Source organism: Clostridium intestinale, assembly GCF_035905475.1.
GTDB classification, from domain to species: domain Bacteria; phylum Bacillota; class Clostridia; order Clostridiales; family Clostridiaceae; genus Clostridium_T; species Clostridium_T intestinale.
Genome location: NZ_CP121166.1, coordinates 2,723,834 through 2,745,786, shown reverse-complemented (window position 1 = coordinate 2,745,786; position 21,953 = coordinate 2,723,834). Strand labels below are relative to the sequence as shown.

The window sequence follows — 21,953 nt, the reverse complement described above, 5'->3', positions numbered from 1 at the left end:
AGATTTTTTTAATGAATTATAGGATATTACTAATAATATAGTACTATGTTATAATCTAGTTACTTGGATAGATAGGATTGATTTTATGGAATGGATAAAGAGTTTTTTCAGCTACAATATAAGAAATATTGACTATAACTTAGATGAAAATAAAAATAGAGTCAATAAGGAATTTGAAAAAGAGAATAACAACTTGATTTTACTTAGAATAAAATTTGTATGTATAGCTATAATTATTTTAAGTGCTTATTATGTCTATATAGATTTTGTAACCTTTAAAGAACTAGAGGGTACATATTATCTTAGAAATCTTAGAGTTATGCATTTTATAATAATTTTAGGATGTTTTTTATATTTAGGTATTTATGAATTTTATTTAAAAAAGAATAAGAATGTTAAGGATAAACATATATCTTTTGTTATTAAAATATACTTAATTTCAACTTTATTGGTAGGGATGTTGTCATCTTTAAATAGTCAATATCTTACAGGAAACATAGATTCATATATTATAGTTTGTGTCCTTGTTGCAGCAGCACTTCCTTTGGAACCAATTTTTATGTTTTGTACTTTTTTTATGAATCACGCTATGTTTATAGTGGGTTTAAATTTAATTGTGCAAGATAAATATGAATTGGCAACCAAAGAAATTAATTCAACTATTATGGTCATAATGACTTATATATTAGTAGTAATTACATATAGATTCAGAAAAGATGATTATTACAATAAAAGTAACTTAGAAAAATTATTTGAAATAAATCCGTATCCTTTAATTATAGAAAGATTTAAGGATGGAAAAATCATAAAGGTTAATAAAAAAATACTAGAATTTTATGATATATCTTTAGAAGAAAGTAAAAATTTAACTGAAAAAGATCTCTATTCTAATCATGAAGAGAGAAATAATATTATAAAAAGGTTAGAAAATGAAGGAAATATATATAATTACATATTAGAACATAAAACCAAAGATGGCTTAAGTAAATGGGTTATTGCTAATTATGAGGTTATTAATTATAGAGGAGAAAAATGTATTCTCTGTGGAATGACTGATATAACAGAACTAAAAAAGATGGAGTCTGAATTAATAAAAAACGCAACCACAGATGTTTTAACTGGAGTATACAATAGAAGAACAGGGATGGAGATATTACAGAAAAAACTTACCTCAGATTCAAAAGAACTTTTGGAATTAACCATATGCTTTATAGATATAAATAAGTTAAAGTATGTAAATGATAATTATGGACATTCAGAAGGGGATTACTACATATCTACAGTTTGTAAAGTACTGAAAAGTGAAATAAATAAAGATGATATTCTCTTTAGATTTGGTGGAGATGAATTTATAATTGCCTTTATAGATAAATCCTCAGAAGAAGTTGAAAAGATATGGACAGATATAAATCTTAAATTTAAAAATATAAATAATTCAAACCACAAACCTTATGATATAACAGTAAGTCATGGAGTATATCAATATAATTCAAATATGCAAATCACATTGGAAGAGGTTATACATTTGGCTGATGAAGAGATGTATAAAGATAAATATTGTAAGATATAATAGAAAAAGATTTGTTTTGAAGAGCTACCTAGATCGGTAGCTCTTTTTGTTTAATACCATTTTTCTTAAAAATCCTTTTTTATATTGGTAAAAAAGAATCTAATGAGACTTGCACTACTATTCGGTAGGCGCGTATGTCAGTGCAGGTCTAATACTTTTTTATATTAAGAATAAAGTAAACTTTTTGATAAAAAGCTTGCAAAAAAGTCACAGAAAAAGTAGACTGCGTTAAGAAAGCAAGAAAGCAAGAAAGCAAGAAAGCAAGAAAGCAAGAAAGCAAGAAAGCAAGAAAGCAAGAAAGCAAGAAAGCAAGAAAGCAAGAAAGCAAGAAAGCAAGAAAGCAAGAAAGCAAGAAAGCAAGAAAGCAAGAATTGAAAAATTCTTGCTTTCTTGAATAATAAATAAAAATATTTTTAAGCCTCTAAGATCTCAGCTTCAAGACTATCCATAAGTTCTTGAACCTTGACTATTTTATCTAAGCGATATGCATTTTCTCCACAGAATACTAGCCCATTATCTACATCGCCTTTAACTGAATTTATTAAAGCTTCAGTTATACAATATGGGGTTGTAGCTGGATTACATGGGGTTAAACAAGCGTAACACCTAGTAACTTTAGAGCCTTCAAGTTCAACTTTTTTCATGAATGGATTTTTTATAGCACGACCAGGCATACCGGCAGGACTTTTAACAATACCTATATCTTCACGTGAACTGCTTAAATATGCATTTTTAAAGTTGATGTGAGCATCACATTCTTCAGTAGTTACAAATCTTGTAGCCATTTGAACTCCACTGGCACCAAGTTGTAAGTACTTTGCAATATCGTAACCAGTAAAAATTCCACCAGCAGCAATTACAGGAATAGATTTATTATATTTATCCTCATAAACCTTAACTGCTTCAACTATATCAACTATAATTTTATCGAAATCTATGTTATCTTCAATAAGTTCTTCTTTAGAAAATCCTAAATGTCCTCCAGCCTTAGGGCCTTCTACCACTATAGCATCTGGAGCTACACCATGGTGTTTATCCCAAAGTTTTAGAATAACATTACAGGCCTTTAGTGAAGAAACTATAGGAGCAAGCTTCACATTAAAACCTTTAGCTAATTTAGGTAAAGCCGTTGGAAGTCCAGCACCTGAAATTATTAAGTCTACGCCAGCTTCTATAGCAGCTTTTACATGCTCATCATACTGTTTCATAGCAACCATAAGATTAACACCTATTACTCCATTTAAAGCATTTTCTTTAGCTGTTTTTATATGTTTTTTTAAAGCTCTTAGGTTAGCTTCAAGATTGTTAGTATAAAAATCTTCTTGGTCATAACCTATTTGAGCGCCTGATATTATACCTATACCACCTGCATTAGCAACAGCCGCAGCTAGTTTAGAAGAGGATACGCCTACACCCATTCCTCCTTGTATTATTGGTAGTTTAGATACTAAGTTTCCTATTTGTAGAGGTTTTATATTCACCATACACAACTCCTTTATATTAAAAACCTTTGAAAGTAAAATACTTTCACAATCAAAGTATTTTATAGAGTAATTATAGATTATAATTAGAGAATTAACAAGAAAATTTATTTTATATAAATATTGAATGAAAAAAATATATAAATTTAATGTATAATAAGAATATATGTATTCATATAGGAGGGGATTATGAAAAATAAATTATTAAAAGTGGTTGTTACTAATTTATCATTAATTATTTTTACTTCTATTTTTGGTTATGAGGTAAATGCTTTAGAAATAAATCCAGATATAAATGGAGATAATATAATTAATGAAGAGGATTTAAATGAATTAAGTAAATACTACAATACTAATAGAGAACAATTTGATTTTAATAAGGATGGTATAGTTGATATTTATGATTTTACAATTATAAGTAAATATATAAATAGTGATTTATATAAAACGTATAATTCCAATGGAGTATTAATACAATCATTTAAAGTAGGAGAAATAGATAAAGCTATCCAGTTAGCAGTTACCATAAACGGGAGGGTAGTTAACAATGATAATGGACAAACTATATGGGACAAGACTTCATATTGGACTTTTAATGGAGAATTTCCTAATGGAAATTATAGCAATTTGTTTAACGCAATAAAAAATACTGGTAATTTATCAGAAGGGAGGGTTTTTACTAAATACGGAACAGAAATTTTAAATAATTCAATTAACTTGAAAAGGACAATAGGAGTAACTAATACAAATGGTTTGAACTTTAGAGAAGAACCATCTACGTCTTCTAGAGTATTGAATATTTTGTCTAACGGAGTTATGATGGAAATAATAGGAAAAAACAATGGGTTTTATGAAGTGAAATTGTATAGAGAAGATGGAACATTTACATTAGGATATATACATCAGTTATATTTGGATATAATACAGGATGATAACTTAGAATCAAACTTTGGTTATATAGCAGCTAAATATGAATCAAGTTTCAATGTAGGTGCAATATCAGATAACCCGGAGGATAAAGGCGGTGCATCATTTGGAATGTTTCAGCTTGCATCAAAGACCGGTTCTTTAGGAACATTTATGATTTGGTTGCAGAGTGAAAATAATTATATATATACTATATTAAATAACGCAAAGATAGCAGATAATGATTCTTATGGAGAGAACTATAAATCCGCTTGGAGAAGTATTGCTACTAACAACTTTGAAGAGTTTTTTAGAGTTCAACTGAAATTTGTAAAGAGTCAATATTATGATCAATTTTTAAGAATATGTAAAAATAATGGATATGATCCTGGTATACTTTTAAATTATTATTCAACTAGAAATATGATATTTTCAACTTCAATTCAACATGGGCCTACTGGAGCATATAATTTAATTTCTCCTATAAATAAAAATTCGTCTTTAAATGATTTTATCACTAATGTTTATGATAATAGATTAAATCAAATAGCTAAATCTTATCCAGTCGGATCCAATATATATAATGCAGTGAAAAATAGATATACAAACGAAAGCGAAGATATAAAAAGAAGTTATAGTAGAGAGATATCCTATTAGGAGTGAGATGGATGATTAAGAAAATATTAGTAGCAATATTAGTTATAGCCACCATTATTTGTGTAATATTTGGTATTAAGGATTACCAACAATCAAAAAGTGTAGATGAAGGGAAAAAAAATCTTATCGATGAAGCTTCTAGAATAAAAGATGATGAAGCTTATGGAGAAGAAATAGTAATATCATTCAGTGTTATGTTTAAGAATATGGTTAATAATAAAGAGTCAGATTTATCATATTTAGGAGATATAATAAATACTAACAGCGAGGCATATTCAGTTATTAAAAATAAAATCAAAGAGTATAGAGATAAAAATATAACAATAGATAATTTAGATTATTATATTGATAGTGTGGAAAAAATAAAAGAAGATGATTTTAAAATATATGTAACTTTAGATGAATCTATAAGAACTGATACAAAAAGTGAAAAAATAAAAAAGAGCATTGAAATAAAGTTAAAATTAGCCAATGATAAAGGAATATATGAATATAAAGAAATATAAAAGAGGTAAACAATGAGTATAACATTTGATAAACTTAATTTAAATAAAGACATGGTTGAAGCTTTAAAAAACTTAAAGATAACAGAGGCTACAGAGGTACAAGAAAAATCTATACCATTAGCTTTAGAGGGAAAAAATATTTTAGCACAATCAGAGACAGGAACAGGGAAAACTTTAGCATATCTATTACCATTAATAGAAAAACTTCAAAAAGATAAAAAAGAGATGCAAGCTATAATACTTGCACCAACTTATGAACTTTGCATGCAGATACATAATACAATTTTAGAACTGAAAAAAGAAAGCGGAGTTTCTATAACTTCTACTCAATTAATAGGCAGTGCTAATATAGCTAGACAGATAGAAAAATTAAAAGATAAACCTAACATATTAGTTGGATCAGCTGGAAGAGTATTAGAATTAATAAGAAAGAAAAAAATAACTGCGAGTACAATTAAAACTATAGTTCTAGATGAAGTTGATAAACTTTTAGATAATAAAAATATTCCTTTAATAAAAGAAATAGTAAAAAACACACAAAAGGTAGATCAATTTTTGATGTTTTCTGCAACTATTAATAACAGCAGTTTACAACTTTCTAAGGAATTAGTAGAAGATTTAGAAGTTATAAGAGTAAAGGGTAGTAATAAAGTAAATGAAGATATAACTCATAACTATATTATGGTTGAGGAAAGAAAAAAGATTGAATATTTGAGAAAGCTTATACATGCAGCTAGACCTAAAAGAGCAATAGTATTTATAAGTAATAGCTTTAATGTTGATCAAACTTTAGAAAAATTGAAGTTTCATAAAATAAATGCAGCAACTATTCATGGAGAGATAGATAAAGATGAAAGAAAAAATGCATTAGAAAGTTTTAGAAAAGGAAAAATTCAAGTATTAGTGGCATCTGATGTAGCAGCTAGAGGATTAGATATAAAAGGAGTTACTCATGTAATTAATCTAGATACTCCAAGAGACCCTAAAAATTATCTTCATAGAGTAGGTAGAGTAGGTAGAGCTGGAGAAAAAGGAGAAGCATATTCCTTAGTTGACAATAGAGATCTTAATAACATAAGAATATATGAAAAAGATTTAAACCTAAAATTTAATAGAAAATATGTTTACATGGGAAAAGTATTGCAAGACTAAGAGTTTTAACATGATAAAATATTGGAAACTAATAAAAAAACAGTTATAATGAAATTAAGAAAATAAAGGGCGGATAATCCGCCTTTTATAATATTATCTTTGGAGGTAAGCTATATGAGCATGCATGAAAACGAAGTCATACTAGATTATTCAGTTAAGGACTTATTTGGGATATTTATTAAAGTTGCAAAAAGAGATTTTCCTAATTTTAAAGAAAAAACAGCAGTAGGAACCAAGGTTGAAAAAAAGGTTGGAGCATACTCTGGAAAGACAGCAACTATGACTGTAGAAATAACTGATTTTGAGAGAAATAAGGTTTATGAGATAACTAGTACTAGTCCTAATGGGCAAGTATATACTTCAAGATATGAGTTTGAAGAATTAGAAGAAAACAAAACAAAAGTATCTCTTAGCGAAACAGAAGCTTCAGGAGGAATATTTGCAATTATTAATTCTTTTATAGTTAAATACTTATTTAAAAAAAGAATAAACAGAAGATTTGAATACTTTGTAAAAGGGCTTGAAGCAGAAGCTAAAGAGTTAATTGAGAGAAGAGAAAATAGTGGCAGAAGAAAGAATGAAGATGATGATGGAGAAGAGATAGCATCAGAAGAAGAATAAAAGATAATAATTAATGATGAAGGGACAGGGTAAAATGAAAAAAGTTATAATAAATGCCGATGATTTTGGATTAACAAAAGGTGTGTCATTAGGTATATTAGATTCTATGGAAAAAGGGGTAGTAACAGAAACTACTGCCATGGCAAATGGACTATATATAAAGGAAGCTATTGAAGAGGCAAAAGTTAGAGGAGTAAAAAATGTAGGAGTTCACCTAACTTTAACCTGGGGTAAACCAATACTTCCTAGAGAAGAGATAAAATCCATAGTTTCAGAAGAGGGAAATTTTCATAGAAGAATAGATTTAGTTGAAAATATAAACTATGAGGAAGTTAAAAAAGAATTTAAAGCGCAGATAGAAAAGATTATTTCCATGGGAATAGTGCCAACTCATTTAGATGGACATCATCATGCATTTGCGTTTACAAATGAGGGGCTAGATGTTGTATTTGAACTAGCAAAAGAATATAACCTTCCAGTTAGATGCCCGTTTATAGAAAATTTAAATTACTTCAAAGATAATAATATAAAAACAACGGATGATATGTGTATCGATTTTTATAATGAAGGAGTAAGTGAAGATTACTTAATAAAGGTATTAGAAGACGCTAAAGATGAGGAAGTATTAGAAATAATGTGTCATCCAGCATATGTAGATGAGGATTTAATAAATGCAACCTCATATAACAAACATAGAGCAGAGGAATTTAGGGTTTTAACTTCAGAAAAAATTAAAACATATATTAATGAAAATAATATTGAGCTGATAGGCTTTAAAGAAATATAAACAAAAATAGACACTTCTAAAAAATAGATTTTTAGAGGTGTCTATTTCTTTGTAGGTAAGTACTGAAAATATATATTGTAATAGTTAAAATGAAAATGCATATATCAATGTTCCATTAAAAAGTTGGTGCACAAATAAAGTTTTAGAAATGTAACTGAGAGATAGTATCACCAACTTTTAATTCCAACATTGTTATAAGAAAATAAAGACTATAGTACCAATCAATTTACCGTATAGTATGGAAAAATAGAAGTAATACTAAATCTAGAAAATAAAAAGGAGTGATATTAAATGGCTCACAAAAATAACAAAAATTCTAAAGAAAATAAAAAAGCAGGTCAAAAAACTCAAAAGGAATTAAATAAAATGAAAATGGAGACAGCTAACGAAATAGGTTATTCAAAAGAGTCAAGAAAACTTGGCAAAAATGAGCCTAGAAAAAGAGATCCAGAACAAAGTTAATAGCCTTTAGGGCTATTTTATTTTGCTTGCAATTATTGGATATAGAAATAAATTGTAACAAATTAATGAGTAGGCTAAAATAGTATTAATTAGAAAATGTTGAGAGGGATTTTAAATGGATATTTTTTTAGCAAGGCAACCAATATTTGATAAAAAAAATAAAATAATAGCCTACGAATTATTATTTAGAACTGGAATGTTAAATAAATATAATAGTGTAGATGGAGATAATGCAACAATAGAAGTCATAAAAAATACTTTATTTAATTTTGGAATAGAAAAAATAGCTAAAAGTAAAAAGGTATTTATTAATTTCACTGAAAATATTTTAAAATCTAACATTTTAGATTTGTTGTCTCCAGAATATGTTATAGTTGAAATTTTAGAAGATATAGAACCAACCCTAGAGATAATTAACATATGTAGAAAGCTTAAGGAAATGAAATACACAATAGCCCTAGATGATTTTGTTTTTCATGATAAATATAAGAGTTTGATGGGGTTTGTTGATATTATTAAAGTCGATTTTAGGATTACTAAAGGGGAAGAGCGAAAAGAAGTTATTAAAAAGATAAAAAACAAAAATATAAAGTTTCTAGCTGAGAAAGTGGAGACCATAAAGGAATTTAATGATGCAGTAAAATATGGGTATTCGTATTTTCAAGGCTATTACTTAAGTAAACCCGTAGTTATATCAGGTAAAAAAATACCTGAAAATAAGATTATACATATGAGATTAATGGAGGAATTAAACTCTAAGGACTTTTCATTAGAAAAGGTTGAAGAGTTGATAAAAAAAGATATATCTTTGTCTTATAAATTGCTCAGAATAGTAAATTCAGCTGAATTTGGATTAAAGTATAAAATTACATCCATAAAACAAGCCCTATCATATACAGGAGAAACTCAGGTAAAAAAATGGTTGTATTTAGTATCAATAAAAGCAATAGGGGATGACAGACCTGATTTTATAATATTTGAATCTTTAGCAAGAGCAAAATTTGGTGAATTAATATTTCTGAAAACAAGATTCAAGAATGATTCATTTAATGCTTATTTGACAGGTATGTTATCTTTAGTTGATGTGATTTTAGAAAAACCAATAGATGAGATACTTGAGGAAATTTTAGTTGATGAGGAAGTAAAAAGTGCATTAATAGGAGAAAAAAACAATAAATATGGTTTCTTATTATCTTTAATATTAAATTATGAACAAGGAAAGATAGATAAGATATTTGAACTTATGGAATATTTTAATATTAGCACGGATGAATTAAGAAGTAGTTATATGGAATCTATAGAGTGGAGTCATAGAAATAATTTATAACAAGTATTTTAAGTAATAAAACTTGCGCTAGTAAGAAATTTATGTTAATATAACTAATGTTCAAAAACATATAGGGGTATGGCTCAATTGGTAGAGTAGTGGTCTCCAAAACCATTGGTTGTGGGTTCGAGTCCTACTGCCCCTGCCATAAAAGACTTTAATCAGATTTTGATTAAAGTCTTTTTATTGCTTAAAATTTTATTACAAAAAAGACTTTTAATTGAATGAAAAATGACTATATGATACTATAAAAGTTGTTGAATATTTAAATAGAAGGTCAATTAATAAAATAGATTTGTAAAATTTAAAAAAAGAGAGGTTTGTTTTATGAAAGTTTTAATTACTGGAGCAAAAGGACAATTAGGAAAGCAAATTACTAATATATTAAGAAATGGACAATCAGAAATAGGTAAGCTACCAAAAGAATATGAAAATGTTGAAATTATAGGTGTGGATGTTGATGTACTTGATATTACAGATATAAATGCTGTAAGAAGTTATTTAACTGCTGTTAAGCCAGAAATTATAATAAATTGTGCGGCGTATACAAATGTAGATGCCTGTGAAAGCAATGAAGATTTAGCTTTTAAAATAAATGCGTTAGGACCTAGAAATTTGGCAATAATATCTAATGAAGTAAATGCTAAAGTGATCCATGTGTCTACTGATTATGTATTTAGTGGAGAAGGAACAGTGCCATTTAAGGAGTATGATGAAACAATACCTGTAAGTGTTTATGGAAAAACTAAACTAGCTGGAGAAAAATTTGTAAGAGAAATAGCTGACAAATATTATATAATAAGAACAGCTTGGCTATATGGATATGAAGGTAGCAATTTTGTGTATACTATAATTAAAGCAGGAAAAGAAAAAGGTTATTTAACAGTTGTAGATGATCAAAGAGGAAATCCAACCAATGCAGAAGATTTAGCACATCATATGTTAAAAGTTGCTGTTACAGAAGAATATGGTACTTATCACTGTACAGGAACTGGAGAGTGTTCTTGGTATGATTTTGCTAGCAAAATCATTGAATTTTCTAATATAGAATGTAAAGTTGATCCAGTTACTTCTAATGATTATGTAAGAGCAGCAAAAAGACCATCTTATTCATCTTTAGATAACATGATGTTAAGAGTCACTATTGGAGATGAAATGAGAAACTGGGAAGATGCGCTAAAAGTATTTTTAAATAATAAAAAATAACATATTTAGTAACCTATTTATAAATATTATGAGGAATATGTTGCCTTTTTATACTCTATATATAAAGATTTAGTAACAAAATTGTAGTTTAATAGACACTAGTAAGTTAATTATGATAGAATTGTATTGCAAAAGTTATGAAGAAAATGGTATTTAAGTAACTTTAAATAAATTAAATTCTTAATTTTGGAGGGTAACATGCAAAATTTAGATTATAATATTCCTAAAAAAATCAACGGAGAAATAAGCATGAGTTTAAAAATATATTCACTTTTTAAAAGGATATTTGATGTTGTTAGTTCAACTTTATTATTAATAATTTTATCTCCATTGTTTTTGATTTTAATTGTCTTAGTTAAATTAGATTCAAAAGGTCCAGTGTTTTTTGGACATAAAAGAATAGGATATAAAGGAGAAACCATAAGTGTCTATAAGTTTAGAAGTATGGTTCAGAATGCAGAAGAGGTTTTGAAAAACTTTACACCAGAGCAAAAAGTGGAGTTTGAAAAAAATTTCAAACTAGATGATGATCCAAGAGTTACTAAAATAGGAGCATTTTTGAGAAAAACCAGCTTAGATGAACTTCCTCAATTAATTAATATAATTAAAGGGGATATGAGTGTAGTAGGTCCTAGGCCTATAGTTCAAAAGGAAGTAGTTAAATACGGAAAATATGCAGAAAAACTTTTTTCTGTAAAGCCAGGTTTAACTGGATTTTGGCAAGCAAATGGCAGAAGTGATACTACCTATGATGAAAGAGTACAAATGGATATGTATTATATAGATAATAGATCTATAGTATTAGATATAAAGATATTATTTAAGACAGTTATAGCTGTTATAAGAAAAGAAGGGGCAATTTAAAGTAAGAGGGGATGACATTAACTATGTTATGTGCGTTAATAATGGCTGGGGGAAAAGGTACAAGATTTTGGCCACTTTCAACAGAGGAAAAACCAAAACAATTTTTATCATTAATAACTGAAGATACTATGCTTCAAATGACCATAAAAAGACTAGAAGGGTTGGTTCCAGTAGAAAGAATATTTATTTCTACTGGAGAAAGATATATAAATTATGTTAGAGAACAATTGCCAGATTTGCCTTTAAGAAATATAATTATTGAACCAGAGGCTAGAAATACTGCGCCTTGTATAGCGTTATCAGCTATGGTTATAAATAGATATTATAAAGAGGCAACTATAGCAATTCTTCCATCTGATCATTTAGTGGAAAATGAGGAAGAATTCAAAAATAAACTTCTTGCAGCTTATGAATATACTAAAAAAGACAAAGAAGCTATTGTTACTTTAGGTATGAAACCTAATAGACCAGAAACTGGCTATGGATACATTAATCTAAATAAGAAAATTGATACTATAAGAAATTCAGATATATATCAGGTTAATAAGTTTATAGAAAAGCCTAATTATGAAAAGGCTTTAGAATATTTAGATGCAGGTACATACCTATGGAATGGTGGTATGTTTATTTGGAATAATGATTCCATACTTAACTCTATTAGAGAGTTATTACCAAATACGTATGATGCATTAAAGGAAGTTATGCAAATCAATGAGGATTTTTTGCAAGACATAATAAATGAAAACTATAAAAAAGTTGATAATATATCTATAGATTTTGGAGTTATGGAAAAAGTTCAGAACATATATGTTATTCCAAGTGAATTTGGATGGGATGATGTAGGAAATTGGACTAGTATAGAAAGATATAGTGAGTTGGATGAAAAAGGGAATGTGTTTAAAACAGAAGGTATAGCATTTGAATCTAAAAACAATATAGTTGTAACAAACAAACCTATACTTCTTAATAATGTAAAAAATTTAATTGTTGTTGAGACTGATGAGTATATAATGATATCATCAAAAAGTAAGGAACAAGACATTAAAGAGGCCAAAAAATATTTGGATAATATAAGTATATTAGAGAGGTAGAAATAAATGAAAAAGGCACTAATAACAGGAATAACTGGTCAAGATGGATCTTATTTAGCAGAATTACTTATGGAAAAAGGATATAAGGTATATGGATTAATTAGAAGAAAGAGTAATGTTGACTATGGCAATGTAGAACATATAAAAGAAAAAATAAATTTTATCTATGGAGATATGATTGATATAGTTTCTTTGATAAATGCTATTAACATATCAAAACCTGATGAAGTATATAATTTAGCTGCTCAGTCTTTTGTAGGAACATCGTGGGAACAACCAGTGGCTACTGCGGATATAGATGGAATTGGCGTTTTAAATATTTTAGAAGCAATAAGAATAGCTAAGCCAGATGCAAGATTTTACCAAGCATCTACTAGTGAAATGTACGGTAAAGTTCAAGCAGTACCACAATCAGAAGAAACACCGTTTTATCCTAGAAGCCCATACGGGGTAGCAAAATTATATGGACATTGGATAACAAAAAATTATAGAGAAAGTTATGGTATGTATGCTTGTTCAGGCATATTGTTTAATCACGAGTCTGAAAGACGTGGTAGAGAATTTGTAACTAGAAAAATTACTGATGCAGTTGCTAGGATAAAACATGGATTGCAGGAAAATTTAGAGCTTGGAAATCTTGATGCAAAAAGAGATTGGGGTCACTCAAAAGATTATGTTAAGGCGATGTGGCTGATGTTACAACAAGATAGAGCTGAAGATTATGTAATAGCAACTGGAGAAACTCATAAAGTTAGAGAGTTTGTAGAATTAGCTTTTAAACATGTTGATATTGAAGTTATTTGGAAGGGACATGGAGTTGAAGAAGTTGGTATTAATAATAAGAATGGTGAGGTAATAGTTAAAATAAATTCTGATTTCTATAGACCAGCAGAAGTGGAACTTTTGCTTGGAGATCCTACAAAAGCAAAGAATGAGTTAGGCTGGAAGCTAGAAACATCTTTCGAAGAATTAATTAAAAGAATGGTTGATAATGACATTAATTTATTAAAAAATAATAATTTTTTTTTTAAAAGAATCAGGTGAGGTAGCAGCTACAACTGATTAGGAGGGGATTAATTGAAGAAGGCATTAGTTATTGGTTCATTAGGTTTTGTTGGAGAGTATTTAATAAAGGAATTGGAAAATAGTGAAATTGTTTGTTTTGGAGCAGATATTAAGAAAAAGTGTAATAATAGTAATAATTACTATGAAATGAATTTATTGAATAAGTATGAGATAGAAAAAATACTAGTAGAAGTACAACCTGATTATATAGTTAATTTAGCTGCAATTAGTTCGGTTAAACAGTCATGGTTAATGCCTGATGTCACGTTCGACATAAATGTTAAAGGTATAATTAATTTATTTGAAGCTATAAGAAGTTTACAAACAAATCCTAGAATCTTACTAATAGGATCAAGTGAACAATATGGTAATATAGCACATGAAAATCCTATAAATGAGAATAATGAATTAAATGCATTGAATCCTTATGGTATATCTAAAATAACTCAGGAAAAAATAGCTGAAATGTATATAAAAACTTTTGATTTGGATATAGTATTAGTTAGAGCATTTAATCATATAGGCCCTAAACAAGCATTAGGATTTGCTATTCCAGATTTTTGCAATCAAATTGTTGAAGCAGAAAAAAAACAGAAAGTAACAGATATTTTTGTTGGTAATTTAACTGCCAAAAGAGATTTCACAGATGTAAGGGATATAGTTAGAGCTTATAGATTTTTATTGGAGAAAGGTAAAAATGGAGAAATCTACAATGTAGGATCTGGTAGTGCTCATAGTCTTGAATACATGTTAGAATTTTTAGTAGATAAATCTGTATGTGATTTTAATATTGTAATTGATAAAGACAAATTTAGACCAGTAGATACACCCGTTATTATCTGTGATAACAGTAAAATTAGAAGAGAAACTGGATGGATGCCTGAAATAGAAATTGAAGAAACATTAATAGATGTTCTTAATTATTGGAGAAATGTAAGGAGGATGAATTAGTGAAACTAGCAATTGTACATGATTGGTTAACTTCAATGGCAGGATCAGAGAGATTAGTATTAAATTTTAGAGAAATTTATCCTGATGCACCAATATATACATCAGTATATAATGAAGATAAACTAGATGAAGAATTAAAAAATATAGATGTTAGAACTTCATTTATACAGAATATGAGAAGTGCTAAAACTAATCATCAAAAGTACTTTCCATTTATGCCTATGGCATTTGAAAGTTTTGATTTAAATGAATATGATATAGTATTAAGCAGTAGTACTAGTTGTGCAAAAGGTGTAATAACTAATCCTAGAACGATGCATATATGCTATTGCAACTCCCCTATGAGATATGCTTGGGAATTTTACTATGAATACGTAGAAGATATGGGGAAAATAAAACGAAAACTAGTAAAATATTTAATGAATTACATGAGAGTTTGGGATTTAGCAGCAGCTAATAGAGTCGATTATTTTATTGCTAATTCTGAAAATGTTGCTAGAAGAATTTGGAAACACTATAAAAGAGAAGCTGTTGTTATACACCCATCTGTTAGATGGAATATGTTTAGTATAAGTGAAATAGATGAACCGTATTTTTTAATTTTATCTAGATTAGTTAAATATAAAAGAATAGATTTAGCGGTAAAAGCATTTAATGAGTTGGGACTTCCTTTAGTAATAATAGGTGATGGTGAAGAGAGAGAAAGTCTTCAACAAATGGCTAAATCTAATATAAAGTTTTTAGGAAGACAACCTGATGAAGCAATAAAAGATTATTATGCTAAATGTAGAGGTTTCATTTTTCCAGGCGAAGAGGATTTTGGAATAACTCCATTAGAGGCAATGGCAAGCGGAAGACCTGTAATTGCATTTGGTAAAGGAGGAGCCTTGGAAACGGTTGTAGAAAATAAAACTGGTTTGTTCTTTAAAGAACAAACTATGGACTCATTAGTTGAAGCAGTTAAAAAATTTGAAACTATTAGCTTTGATAAAAATGAAATCAGAGCCCATGCATATAAATGGGATGAAGTATTTTTTAAAGAGAAAATTCAGAAATTTATAGAAGAAAAGCATATTGAATTTGAAAATACTAAACATTGGACGGTGTTATAATTGGGTACTAAAAAGTCTGTATATATAGATGCTAGAATGGTGGATTATCACCTACACGGAATAGCGAGATATACATATGAACTTATAAAAAATATATCTAAAACTAATAAGATTAAATTTACCTTGTTAGTAAATGATTTAAATATGGCTAAAGATATATTTAAGGGAATAGAAAATATAGACTATATAGTTATGAAATCTAAGTTCCTTTCCTTAGGAGAACAATTAGAGTTACCTAGAATTTTGAATAAGCATAAAGAAGAAGGAATATTTCACTCTCCTTCTTTTTCTTGTAGCCCTTTTTTGAAGATTAAGTTTTTAATGACTATACATGACTTAAATCACTTAAGATTTCCAGAGTTTTATTCACTATTTCATAAGTATTACTACAATTATATTGTTAAGCCTTCAGCACTTAAAAGTGAAAAGATATTAACTGTATCTCAATTTTCAAAGAATGAAATTAAATCTTGGCTCAAGTGTAGTGGCCAGAATATAGTAGTTACATATAACGGGATAGATGAGAGTTTTAAGATGATAGATGATCAAAAATTATTAAATACAATAAAGGATAAGTACTCTGTACCGGAGACATTTATATTATATGTTGGAAACCAGAAACCACATAAAAATGTTAAAACTCTTATAAAAGCAATGTCATTAGTTAAAGAGGGGGTGAGCCTTGTTCTTAATGGGAAAGAAAGTTCTGAACTTATGGAAATAGTAAAAAAGTTTGGGCTGGATGATAAAATTAAGTTTATAGGATTTATTGAAGACAATGACTTACCTAGCATTTATACTTTAGCTAAGATGTTTGTTTTTCCATCATTATATGAAGGATTTGGATTACCACCTTTAGAAGCAATGGCTTGTGGATGTCCTACAATAGTTTCTGACACCTCATCATTACCGGAAGTGGTGGGGGAAAAAGGAATTACTTTTGAAGTGTTAAATGAAAAAGCTTTAGCGAAAGAGATTAATGATTTATTTATAGATGATAAAAAATATGAAGAATGTAAAGCATATGGACTAAAAAGAAGTAAATACTTTACTTGGGAAAAACTTGCACAGGATACTATATTAGAATATGAAAATTTATTGAGAAAGTGAAGTGATCCTTTTGAAGAAAATTAATTATAGTTTACAATCCATAATTGTTGTATATTTTGCCATTTATTTAATACTTGGAAATTTTCCAAGGTTTATCACATTAACTGGATTACCTAATAATATTTCAATTTCAGAGTTATTATTATTTTTAATTATAACAATATATGGTTTATTAAATTTTAAGCATTATATAAATCTTCTAAAAAATAGAAAGGTGTATTTTCTATTCATAAGCGTTATAATTCTATTTTCAGTTATCGGTATCATTTACCATAAGGGACAGTATATACAATCCTTTTTGTATTGTATAAGATTAGTTGGACAGTTAGTATCAACTTTTGTTATCGGAGAAATTTTTATTATAAGGTTTGGAAAGAATTTCACTAAATTAATTAATTACATTATAGGAATATTTGTAATATATTCGATAATTGGATGGGGTATATTATCTGCATTTCCGGAATCTTATAAATTATGGGATTTTTTACAACAGTATGGAATATTTTTTGGGGGAGATCCACACGTTGGTAGGTTTTATGGAAGTTTTTTTGATCCAAACTTTGCATCTAGTATAATAGTGTTTCCTATATTATTATGTTTATATTTGTATTTTAAAAGTAATAAAGGGATAAATTTATATTTATTATTATCTTTATATTTTATTAACTGTATAATATACTCGTATTCTAGATCAGGTGTATTGGGATTATCTATAGGATTATTTATTATAGGCATAGTTCATTTATATAATATAATTAAAGGTAGAGAAAAGTTTAATAAGAAAATTATTATATTTAGTATAGGATTAATATTATTGATCTCAATAATATTAATATTTAATAGTGAGGTACTAGGAAGACTTACAGGAAGATTTGTTAATATGCAAAATGATCCTTCAGCATTACATAGATTTGATGCTATGCAAATGGGGGCAGAACATTTAACAGGTTCAAATCCTGAAGATCCAACGTCATTTATGTCAAGTTCTATATATAAGATATTAATGGGGATTGGTTATAATTATATAAAAGTAGATCTAAACCTACAGTTAACTGCATTGGATTCTTCTATTTTCAATACATTTATTTGTTTTGGTGTTTTGGGAACAATACTTCTATGTATTACATTTGGAATATATATTAAAAAAGTTTTTAAAAATATTTCAAAATATAATAGCAAAATAGGAAGATATACATTAGGATATATGATGGCAGCTCTAGCAATATGTAATTTTAATGATTTGTTATATTATCAATTTTTCATAATCTTGTTTATGAGTTTTTTAAACTATATTTATTTAATTGATACAGTAGAATAAATGATATAAATTATTAAAAATATAATATATATTTTATTTTAGATTAGGAGATTGCAAATGAAAATTCTTTTTTTGGCAGATGTTTTTCCTTTCCCGGCCATTAGTGGAGGAAGACTGAGAACATATAATATATTAAAGCAAATGTCGAACAAATATAAAGATATAGATTTTTATTGTATCAATGAGTCCATACCAGAGAAAAATGAAATAGATCATCTATCACAATACACTAAAAAAATTGAAGTTATCTATACTCCAAAGAAATCATCTAAAGAAAGAATATTGAATATATTAAAAAATAGATCAGATAAACTATTCTTGAATTATTCTGAAGAATATCAAAACACTATAGATAGAATTTTAAAAATTGAAAACTATGACGTGATTTTTTCTGAATCCTTGTGGATGTATCAATATATATATAGTAACCCATTAGTTGATAGACAAAAAACTAAGTTAATTGTAGATCTTCAAAATGTAGAGCACGAAATAATTTATAGAATGATGAAAGAAAGTAGTAGTGTTAGTGTGAAACTATACTCATTAATTGAATATCTAAAGATAAAAAAAATAGAAAATAAATATGCTAATGATGCAGATTTAATATTTACTGTATCTGAAAGGGATAGAGATAGATATATTGAATTATATAAACTTGATAAGAAAAAATCTAAGGTGGTTTATAATGGATTTGATATAAGTATAGCAGATAATTATTTAAAGAGTATAGAAAATGAATATGGTGATTTTTTGTTATTTGTTGGATCTTTATGGTATAGACCTAATTACGAAGGAATATCTTGGTTTATTAAAGATATATGGCCAAAGGTTAAAGAAAAATATAAAGAGCTTAATTTAGTTGTTATAGGCAAATATGATGAGAAAGACATTATTAATGGTCCAGATGTAAAATACCTTGGTTTTGTAGAAGATATATATGGATATTATAAAAACTGTATAGGTACAGTGGTTCCATTAAAGATGGGGAGTGGAACGAGACTAAAAATACTAGAGGCTATGTCATTTAAAGCACCAGTTGTTTCAACTAGTGTTGGGTGTGAGGGGATTCTTGTAGAAGATAATAAAAATATATTAATTGCTAACACTGATATGGAATTTATAAACAACATTCAATTATTGTTAGAGAATAAAATGAACAACATAAAACAAGAGGGTTATAATTTGATAAAAGATAAATATGATTGGGAGCGAATCGGAATGGAACTTAATTCTTATATAGAAGAATTAAAGAATTGCTAAATTAAAAAGGGGTGATTAGTCAATGAGCCCGTTAGTGTATATAATTTTAGTAAATTATAAAAATCCAAAGTATACTATTGATTGCATAAATAGTTTGAATAAAACAACATATCAAAATAAAAAGATTTTAGTAGTTGATAATTCTTCACATGATGATTCTGTGACACAAATAAAAAATGCAATAAAAAATATAGATATTATTTGTGCAGATAAAAATGAAGGTTGGAGTGGTGGAAATAATATTGGAATAAAAAAGGCTTTAGATGATAGTGCAGAGTATGTATTATTATTAAACAATGATACAGAAGTTGAGCCAGACTTTTTAGAGCAGATGGTTTCGACATTTGATAAATATGAAAATGCAGGTATTGTAGGAAGTAAAATAATATACTATGATGATCCAGATAGAATTTGGTATGCTGGTGGAAGAGTTAATTGGCTTAAATTTACTTCTGAACATTTTGGGATAAAAGAAATAGATAGAGGTCAATTTGACTCTGATAGACAAGTTACATTTATTACTGGATGTAATATGCTTATAAAAAATGATGTATTTAAAAATGTTGGATTAATACCAGATGAGTATTTCATGTATTTTGAAGATTGTGATTATTGTACAAAGGTTATAGATTCAGGATATAAACTAATATACAATCCTAAAGCAAAGATTTATCATAAGGTAAGTGCATCTAGCGGAGGCGAGGACTCCCCATTTACATTAATGTGGATGACACGAAATATACAAGTTTTTATGAACAAATATAAAAATAAATCACCTAATTTAATATTTTCAAAAGTTTATAGATACTTGGCATTTTTTAAGAAAATATTTATGTATAAATTACAAAAAGATGATGAACGAGTTAAAGCTATTTTGTGGGGATTAAGTGAATGGAAAGTTATAAAGAAAAAATATAATTAAAATTTGGGAGGGTTTATATTATGAAAGGAATTATATTAGCGGGGGGATCCGGAACAAGATTATATCCTGTAACAAAAGCAATGTCAAAACAAATGGTACCAATATATGATAAGCCTATGATTTATTACCCAATGTCAGTTTTAATGTTAGCTGGAATTAGAGAGGTATTAATTATATCAACTGAAAGAGATTTACCTAACTTTAAAGAACTATTTGGAGATGGATCAGATTTAGGTTTAAATATAGAATATAAAGTGCAGCTTGCTCCGAATGGACTTGCAGAAGCATTCATTATAGGAGAAGAATTTATAGGTAATGATAATGTAGCTATGATTTTAGGCGATAACATATTCTATGGACAAAGTTTTAGTAAAAGCTTACATAATGCATCTATATTAGAAAAAGGCGCAATAGTATTTGGATATTATGTTCAAAACCCAAAAGCCTTTGGAGTAGTAGAGTTTGATCCAGAGGGGAATGTTCTATCATTAGAAGAAAAACCAGAACATCCAAAATCGAAATATGCTATACCAGGATTATATTTCTATGATAATTCAGTAGTTGAAAAAGCTAAAAACTTAAAACCTTCAGATAGGGGAGAGTTAGAAATAACAGATTTAAATAGATTATATTTAGAAGAAGCTACTTTAAAGGTAGAATTATTAGGTAGAGGCATGGCTTGGCTTGATACTGGAACTCATTCATCTATGCTACAAGCTTCAAACTTTGTAGAGGCAGTACAAAATACTCAAGGAACTTATATAGCATGTTTAGAGGAAATAGCTTATAGAAAAGGCTGGATATCTAAAGAAAAATTATTAGAGCTTGCAAAACCATTATTAAAGACTGGATATGGAAAATATTTAGAGGATATAGCTGAAGAGTGTGAAGAAGAAAATATTTCTAATAAATAGGAGAAGATTATGGGGAATTTTAAATTTATTAAAACTAAAATAAAAGATTTATATATAATAGAACCAAAAGTGTTTGGAGACAACAGAGGATATTTTATGGAAAGCTATAATAAGAATGATTTCTTTGAAGCTGGATTGACTATGGAATTCGTTCAAGATAATGAGTCTAAGTCTAAAAAGGGAGTACTAAGAGGTATGCATTTTCAAACAAAACATACCCAAGGAAAGCTTGTAAGAGCAACTAGAGGAGAAGTATATGATGTAGCTGTAGATTTAAGAAAAGGTTCACCTACATTTGGGCAATGGGAAGGAGTTCTTTTAACAGAAGAAAATAAAAAACAATTCTACGTACCAGAAGGCTTTGCACATGGATTTTTAGTGGTTTCTGATGAAGCTATATTTAATTATAAGTGTACAGATTTTTATGCACCTGAGTATGATTCAGGACTTTTATGGAATGATTCAGAAGTAGCTATAAAGTGGCCGTTACAAGGAATAGAAGAACTTCTATTATCAGAAAAAGATAAACAACAAAAAAGGCTAAAGGAATTAAATTTACCATTTGAATATAAAGAGGAGAAATAAATATGATTTTTAACTCAACAGTTTTTCTTTTTATATTTTTTCCAGTTCTTTTTTTGTTATACATTTTAATACCCAAAAAACTAAAT

Annotated in this window: 21 protein-coding genes and 1 tRNA gene; 21 read left to right on the top strand and 1 reads right to left on the bottom strand. The window is 27.9% G+C overall.

The genetic code is table 11. The features are described 5' to 3' along the window. The first annotated feature begins 85 nt into the window (after positions 1–85). Entirely contained in the window at positions 86–1,570 is a 1,485-nt protein-coding gene (locus P8F83_RS14015; protein WP_326511644.1) for a sensor domain-containing diguanylate cyclase, read from the top strand. A gap of 413 nt (positions 1,571–1,983) precedes the next feature. Here P8F83_RS14015 and P8F83_RS14010 read toward each other — a convergent pair whose 3' ends face one another. Next, on the bottom strand, positions 1,984–3,051 hold the full coding sequence (locus tag P8F83_RS14010) for an NAD(P)H-dependent flavin oxidoreductase (protein ID WP_021800519.1): 1,068 nt from the start codon (positions 3,049–3,051) through the stop codon (positions 1,984–1,986). A gap of 189 nt (positions 3,052–3,240) precedes the next feature. Between P8F83_RS14010 and P8F83_RS14005 the strand changes: the two genes are divergently transcribed. The 20 genes from P8F83_RS14005 to rfbC all read left to right on the top strand — a co-directional run bounded on the left by P8F83_RS14005 (position 3,241) and on the right by rfbC (position 21,867). After that, positions 3,241–4,614, top strand: coding sequence for a VgrG-related protein (locus P8F83_RS14005; RefSeq protein ID WP_326511643.1), 1,374 nt, complete (start codon positions 3,241–3,243; stop codon positions 4,612–4,614). A gap of 11 nt (positions 4,615–4,625) precedes the next feature. Further along, the gene (locus tag P8F83_RS14000) at positions 4,626–5,120 is read left to right on the top strand and encodes a hypothetical protein (RefSeq protein ID WP_326511642.1); all 495 of its coding nucleotides are present in this window, start codon (positions 4,626–4,628) and stop codon (positions 5,118–5,120) included. Positions 5,121–5,132: 12 nt separating this feature from the next. Then, entirely contained in the window at positions 5,133–6,272 is a 1,140-nt protein-coding gene (locus tag P8F83_RS13995) for a DEAD/DEAH box helicase (RefSeq protein ID WP_326511641.1), read from the top strand. A 114-nt stretch (positions 6,273–6,386) separates the two neighbouring features. Then, the gene (locus P8F83_RS13990; RefSeq protein ID WP_326511640.1) at positions 6,387–6,893 is read left to right on the top strand and encodes a DUF3284 domain-containing protein; all 507 of its coding nucleotides are present in this window, start codon (positions 6,387–6,389) and stop codon (positions 6,891–6,893) included. Positions 6,894–6,927: 34 nt separating this feature from the next. Continuing rightward, the gene (chbG, locus tag P8F83_RS13985) at positions 6,928–7,680 is read left to right on the top strand and encodes a chitin disaccharide deacetylase (RefSeq protein WP_326511639.1); all 753 of its coding nucleotides are present in this window, start codon (positions 6,928–6,930) and stop codon (positions 7,678–7,680) included. Between the two features lie 291 nt (positions 7,681–7,971). After that, the gene (locus tag P8F83_RS13980; RefSeq protein ID WP_021800523.1) at positions 7,972–8,142 is read left to right on the top strand and encodes a small, acid-soluble spore protein, alpha/beta type; all 171 of its coding nucleotides are present in this window, start codon (positions 7,972–7,974) and stop codon (positions 8,140–8,142) included. A gap of 115 nt (positions 8,143–8,257) precedes the next feature. Further along, a complete protein-coding gene (locus P8F83_RS13975) occupies positions 8,258–9,469 on the top strand; it encodes an EAL and HDOD domain-containing protein (protein WP_326511638.1) in 1,212 nt (403 codons plus the stop codon). Positions 9,470–9,541: 72 nt separating this feature from the next. After that, positions 9,542–9,617, top strand: a tRNA-Trp gene (locus P8F83_RS13970). A gap of 179 nt (positions 9,618–9,796) precedes the next feature. Further along, entirely contained in the window at positions 9,797–10,675 is an 879-nt protein-coding gene (gene rfbD / locus P8F83_RS13965) for a dTDP-4-dehydrorhamnose reductase (protein WP_326511637.1), read from the top strand. 249 nt (positions 10,676–10,924) lie between these two features. Next, positions 10,925–11,539: a sugar transferase gene (locus P8F83_RS13960; RefSeq protein ID WP_326514849.1), complete on the top strand. Its 615-nt coding sequence runs from the start codon at positions 10,925–10,927 to the stop codon at positions 11,537–11,539. A gap of 23 nt (positions 11,540–11,562) precedes the next feature. Next, on the top strand, positions 11,563–12,630 hold the full coding sequence (locus tag P8F83_RS13955; protein WP_326511636.1) for a mannose-1-phosphate guanylyltransferase: 1,068 nt from the start codon (positions 11,563–11,565) through the stop codon (positions 12,628–12,630). Positions 12,631–12,636: 6 nt separating this feature from the next. Beyond that, positions 12,637–13,674, top strand: a complete 1,038-nt coding sequence (gene gmd, locus P8F83_RS13950; RefSeq protein ID WP_326511635.1) for a GDP-mannose 4,6-dehydratase — start codon at positions 12,637–12,639, stop codon at positions 13,672–13,674. A 33-nt stretch (positions 13,675–13,707) separates the two neighbouring features. Then, positions 13,708–14,646: a GDP-mannose 4,6-dehydratase gene (locus P8F83_RS13945; protein WP_326511634.1), complete on the top strand. Its 939-nt coding sequence runs from the start codon at positions 13,708–13,710 to the stop codon at positions 14,644–14,646. After that, positions 14,646–15,758 (top strand): glycosyltransferase, encoded by a 1,113-nt coding sequence (locus P8F83_RS13940; RefSeq protein ID WP_326511633.1) that lies wholly within the window; start codon positions 14,646–14,648, stop codon positions 15,756–15,758. The genes P8F83_RS13945 and P8F83_RS13940 overlap by 1 nt, the downstream gene beginning before the upstream one ends. Continuing rightward, positions 15,759–16,868: a glycosyltransferase family 4 protein gene (locus P8F83_RS13935; protein WP_326511632.1), complete on the top strand. Its 1,110-nt coding sequence runs from the start codon at positions 15,759–15,761 to the stop codon at positions 16,866–16,868. A gap of 298 nt (positions 16,869–17,166) precedes the next feature. Next, positions 17,167–18,186, top strand: a complete 1,020-nt coding sequence (locus tag P8F83_RS13930; protein ID WP_326511631.1) for an O-antigen ligase family protein — start codon at positions 17,167–17,169, stop codon at positions 18,184–18,186. A 57-nt stretch (positions 18,187–18,243) separates the two neighbouring features. Next, positions 18,244–19,446, top strand: a complete 1,203-nt coding sequence (locus P8F83_RS13925) for a glycosyltransferase family 4 protein (RefSeq protein WP_326511630.1) — start codon at positions 18,244–18,246, stop codon at positions 19,444–19,446. A 34-nt stretch (positions 19,447–19,480) separates the two neighbouring features. Beyond that, on the top strand, positions 19,481–20,368 hold the full coding sequence (locus P8F83_RS13920; protein ID WP_326511629.1) for a glycosyltransferase family 2 protein: 888 nt from the start codon (positions 19,481–19,483) through the stop codon (positions 20,366–20,368). Positions 20,369–20,388: 20 nt separating this feature from the next. Then, a complete protein-coding gene (gene rfbA / locus P8F83_RS13915) occupies positions 20,389–21,282 on the top strand; it encodes a glucose-1-phosphate thymidylyltransferase RfbA (RefSeq protein WP_326511628.1) in 894 nt (297 codons plus the stop codon). Between the two features lie 9 nt (positions 21,283–21,291). After that, entirely contained in the window at positions 21,292–21,867 is a 576-nt protein-coding gene (rfbC, locus tag P8F83_RS13910; protein ID WP_326511627.1) for a dTDP-4-dehydrorhamnose 3,5-epimerase, read from the top strand. Positions 21,868–21,953 lie beyond the last annotated feature (86 nt).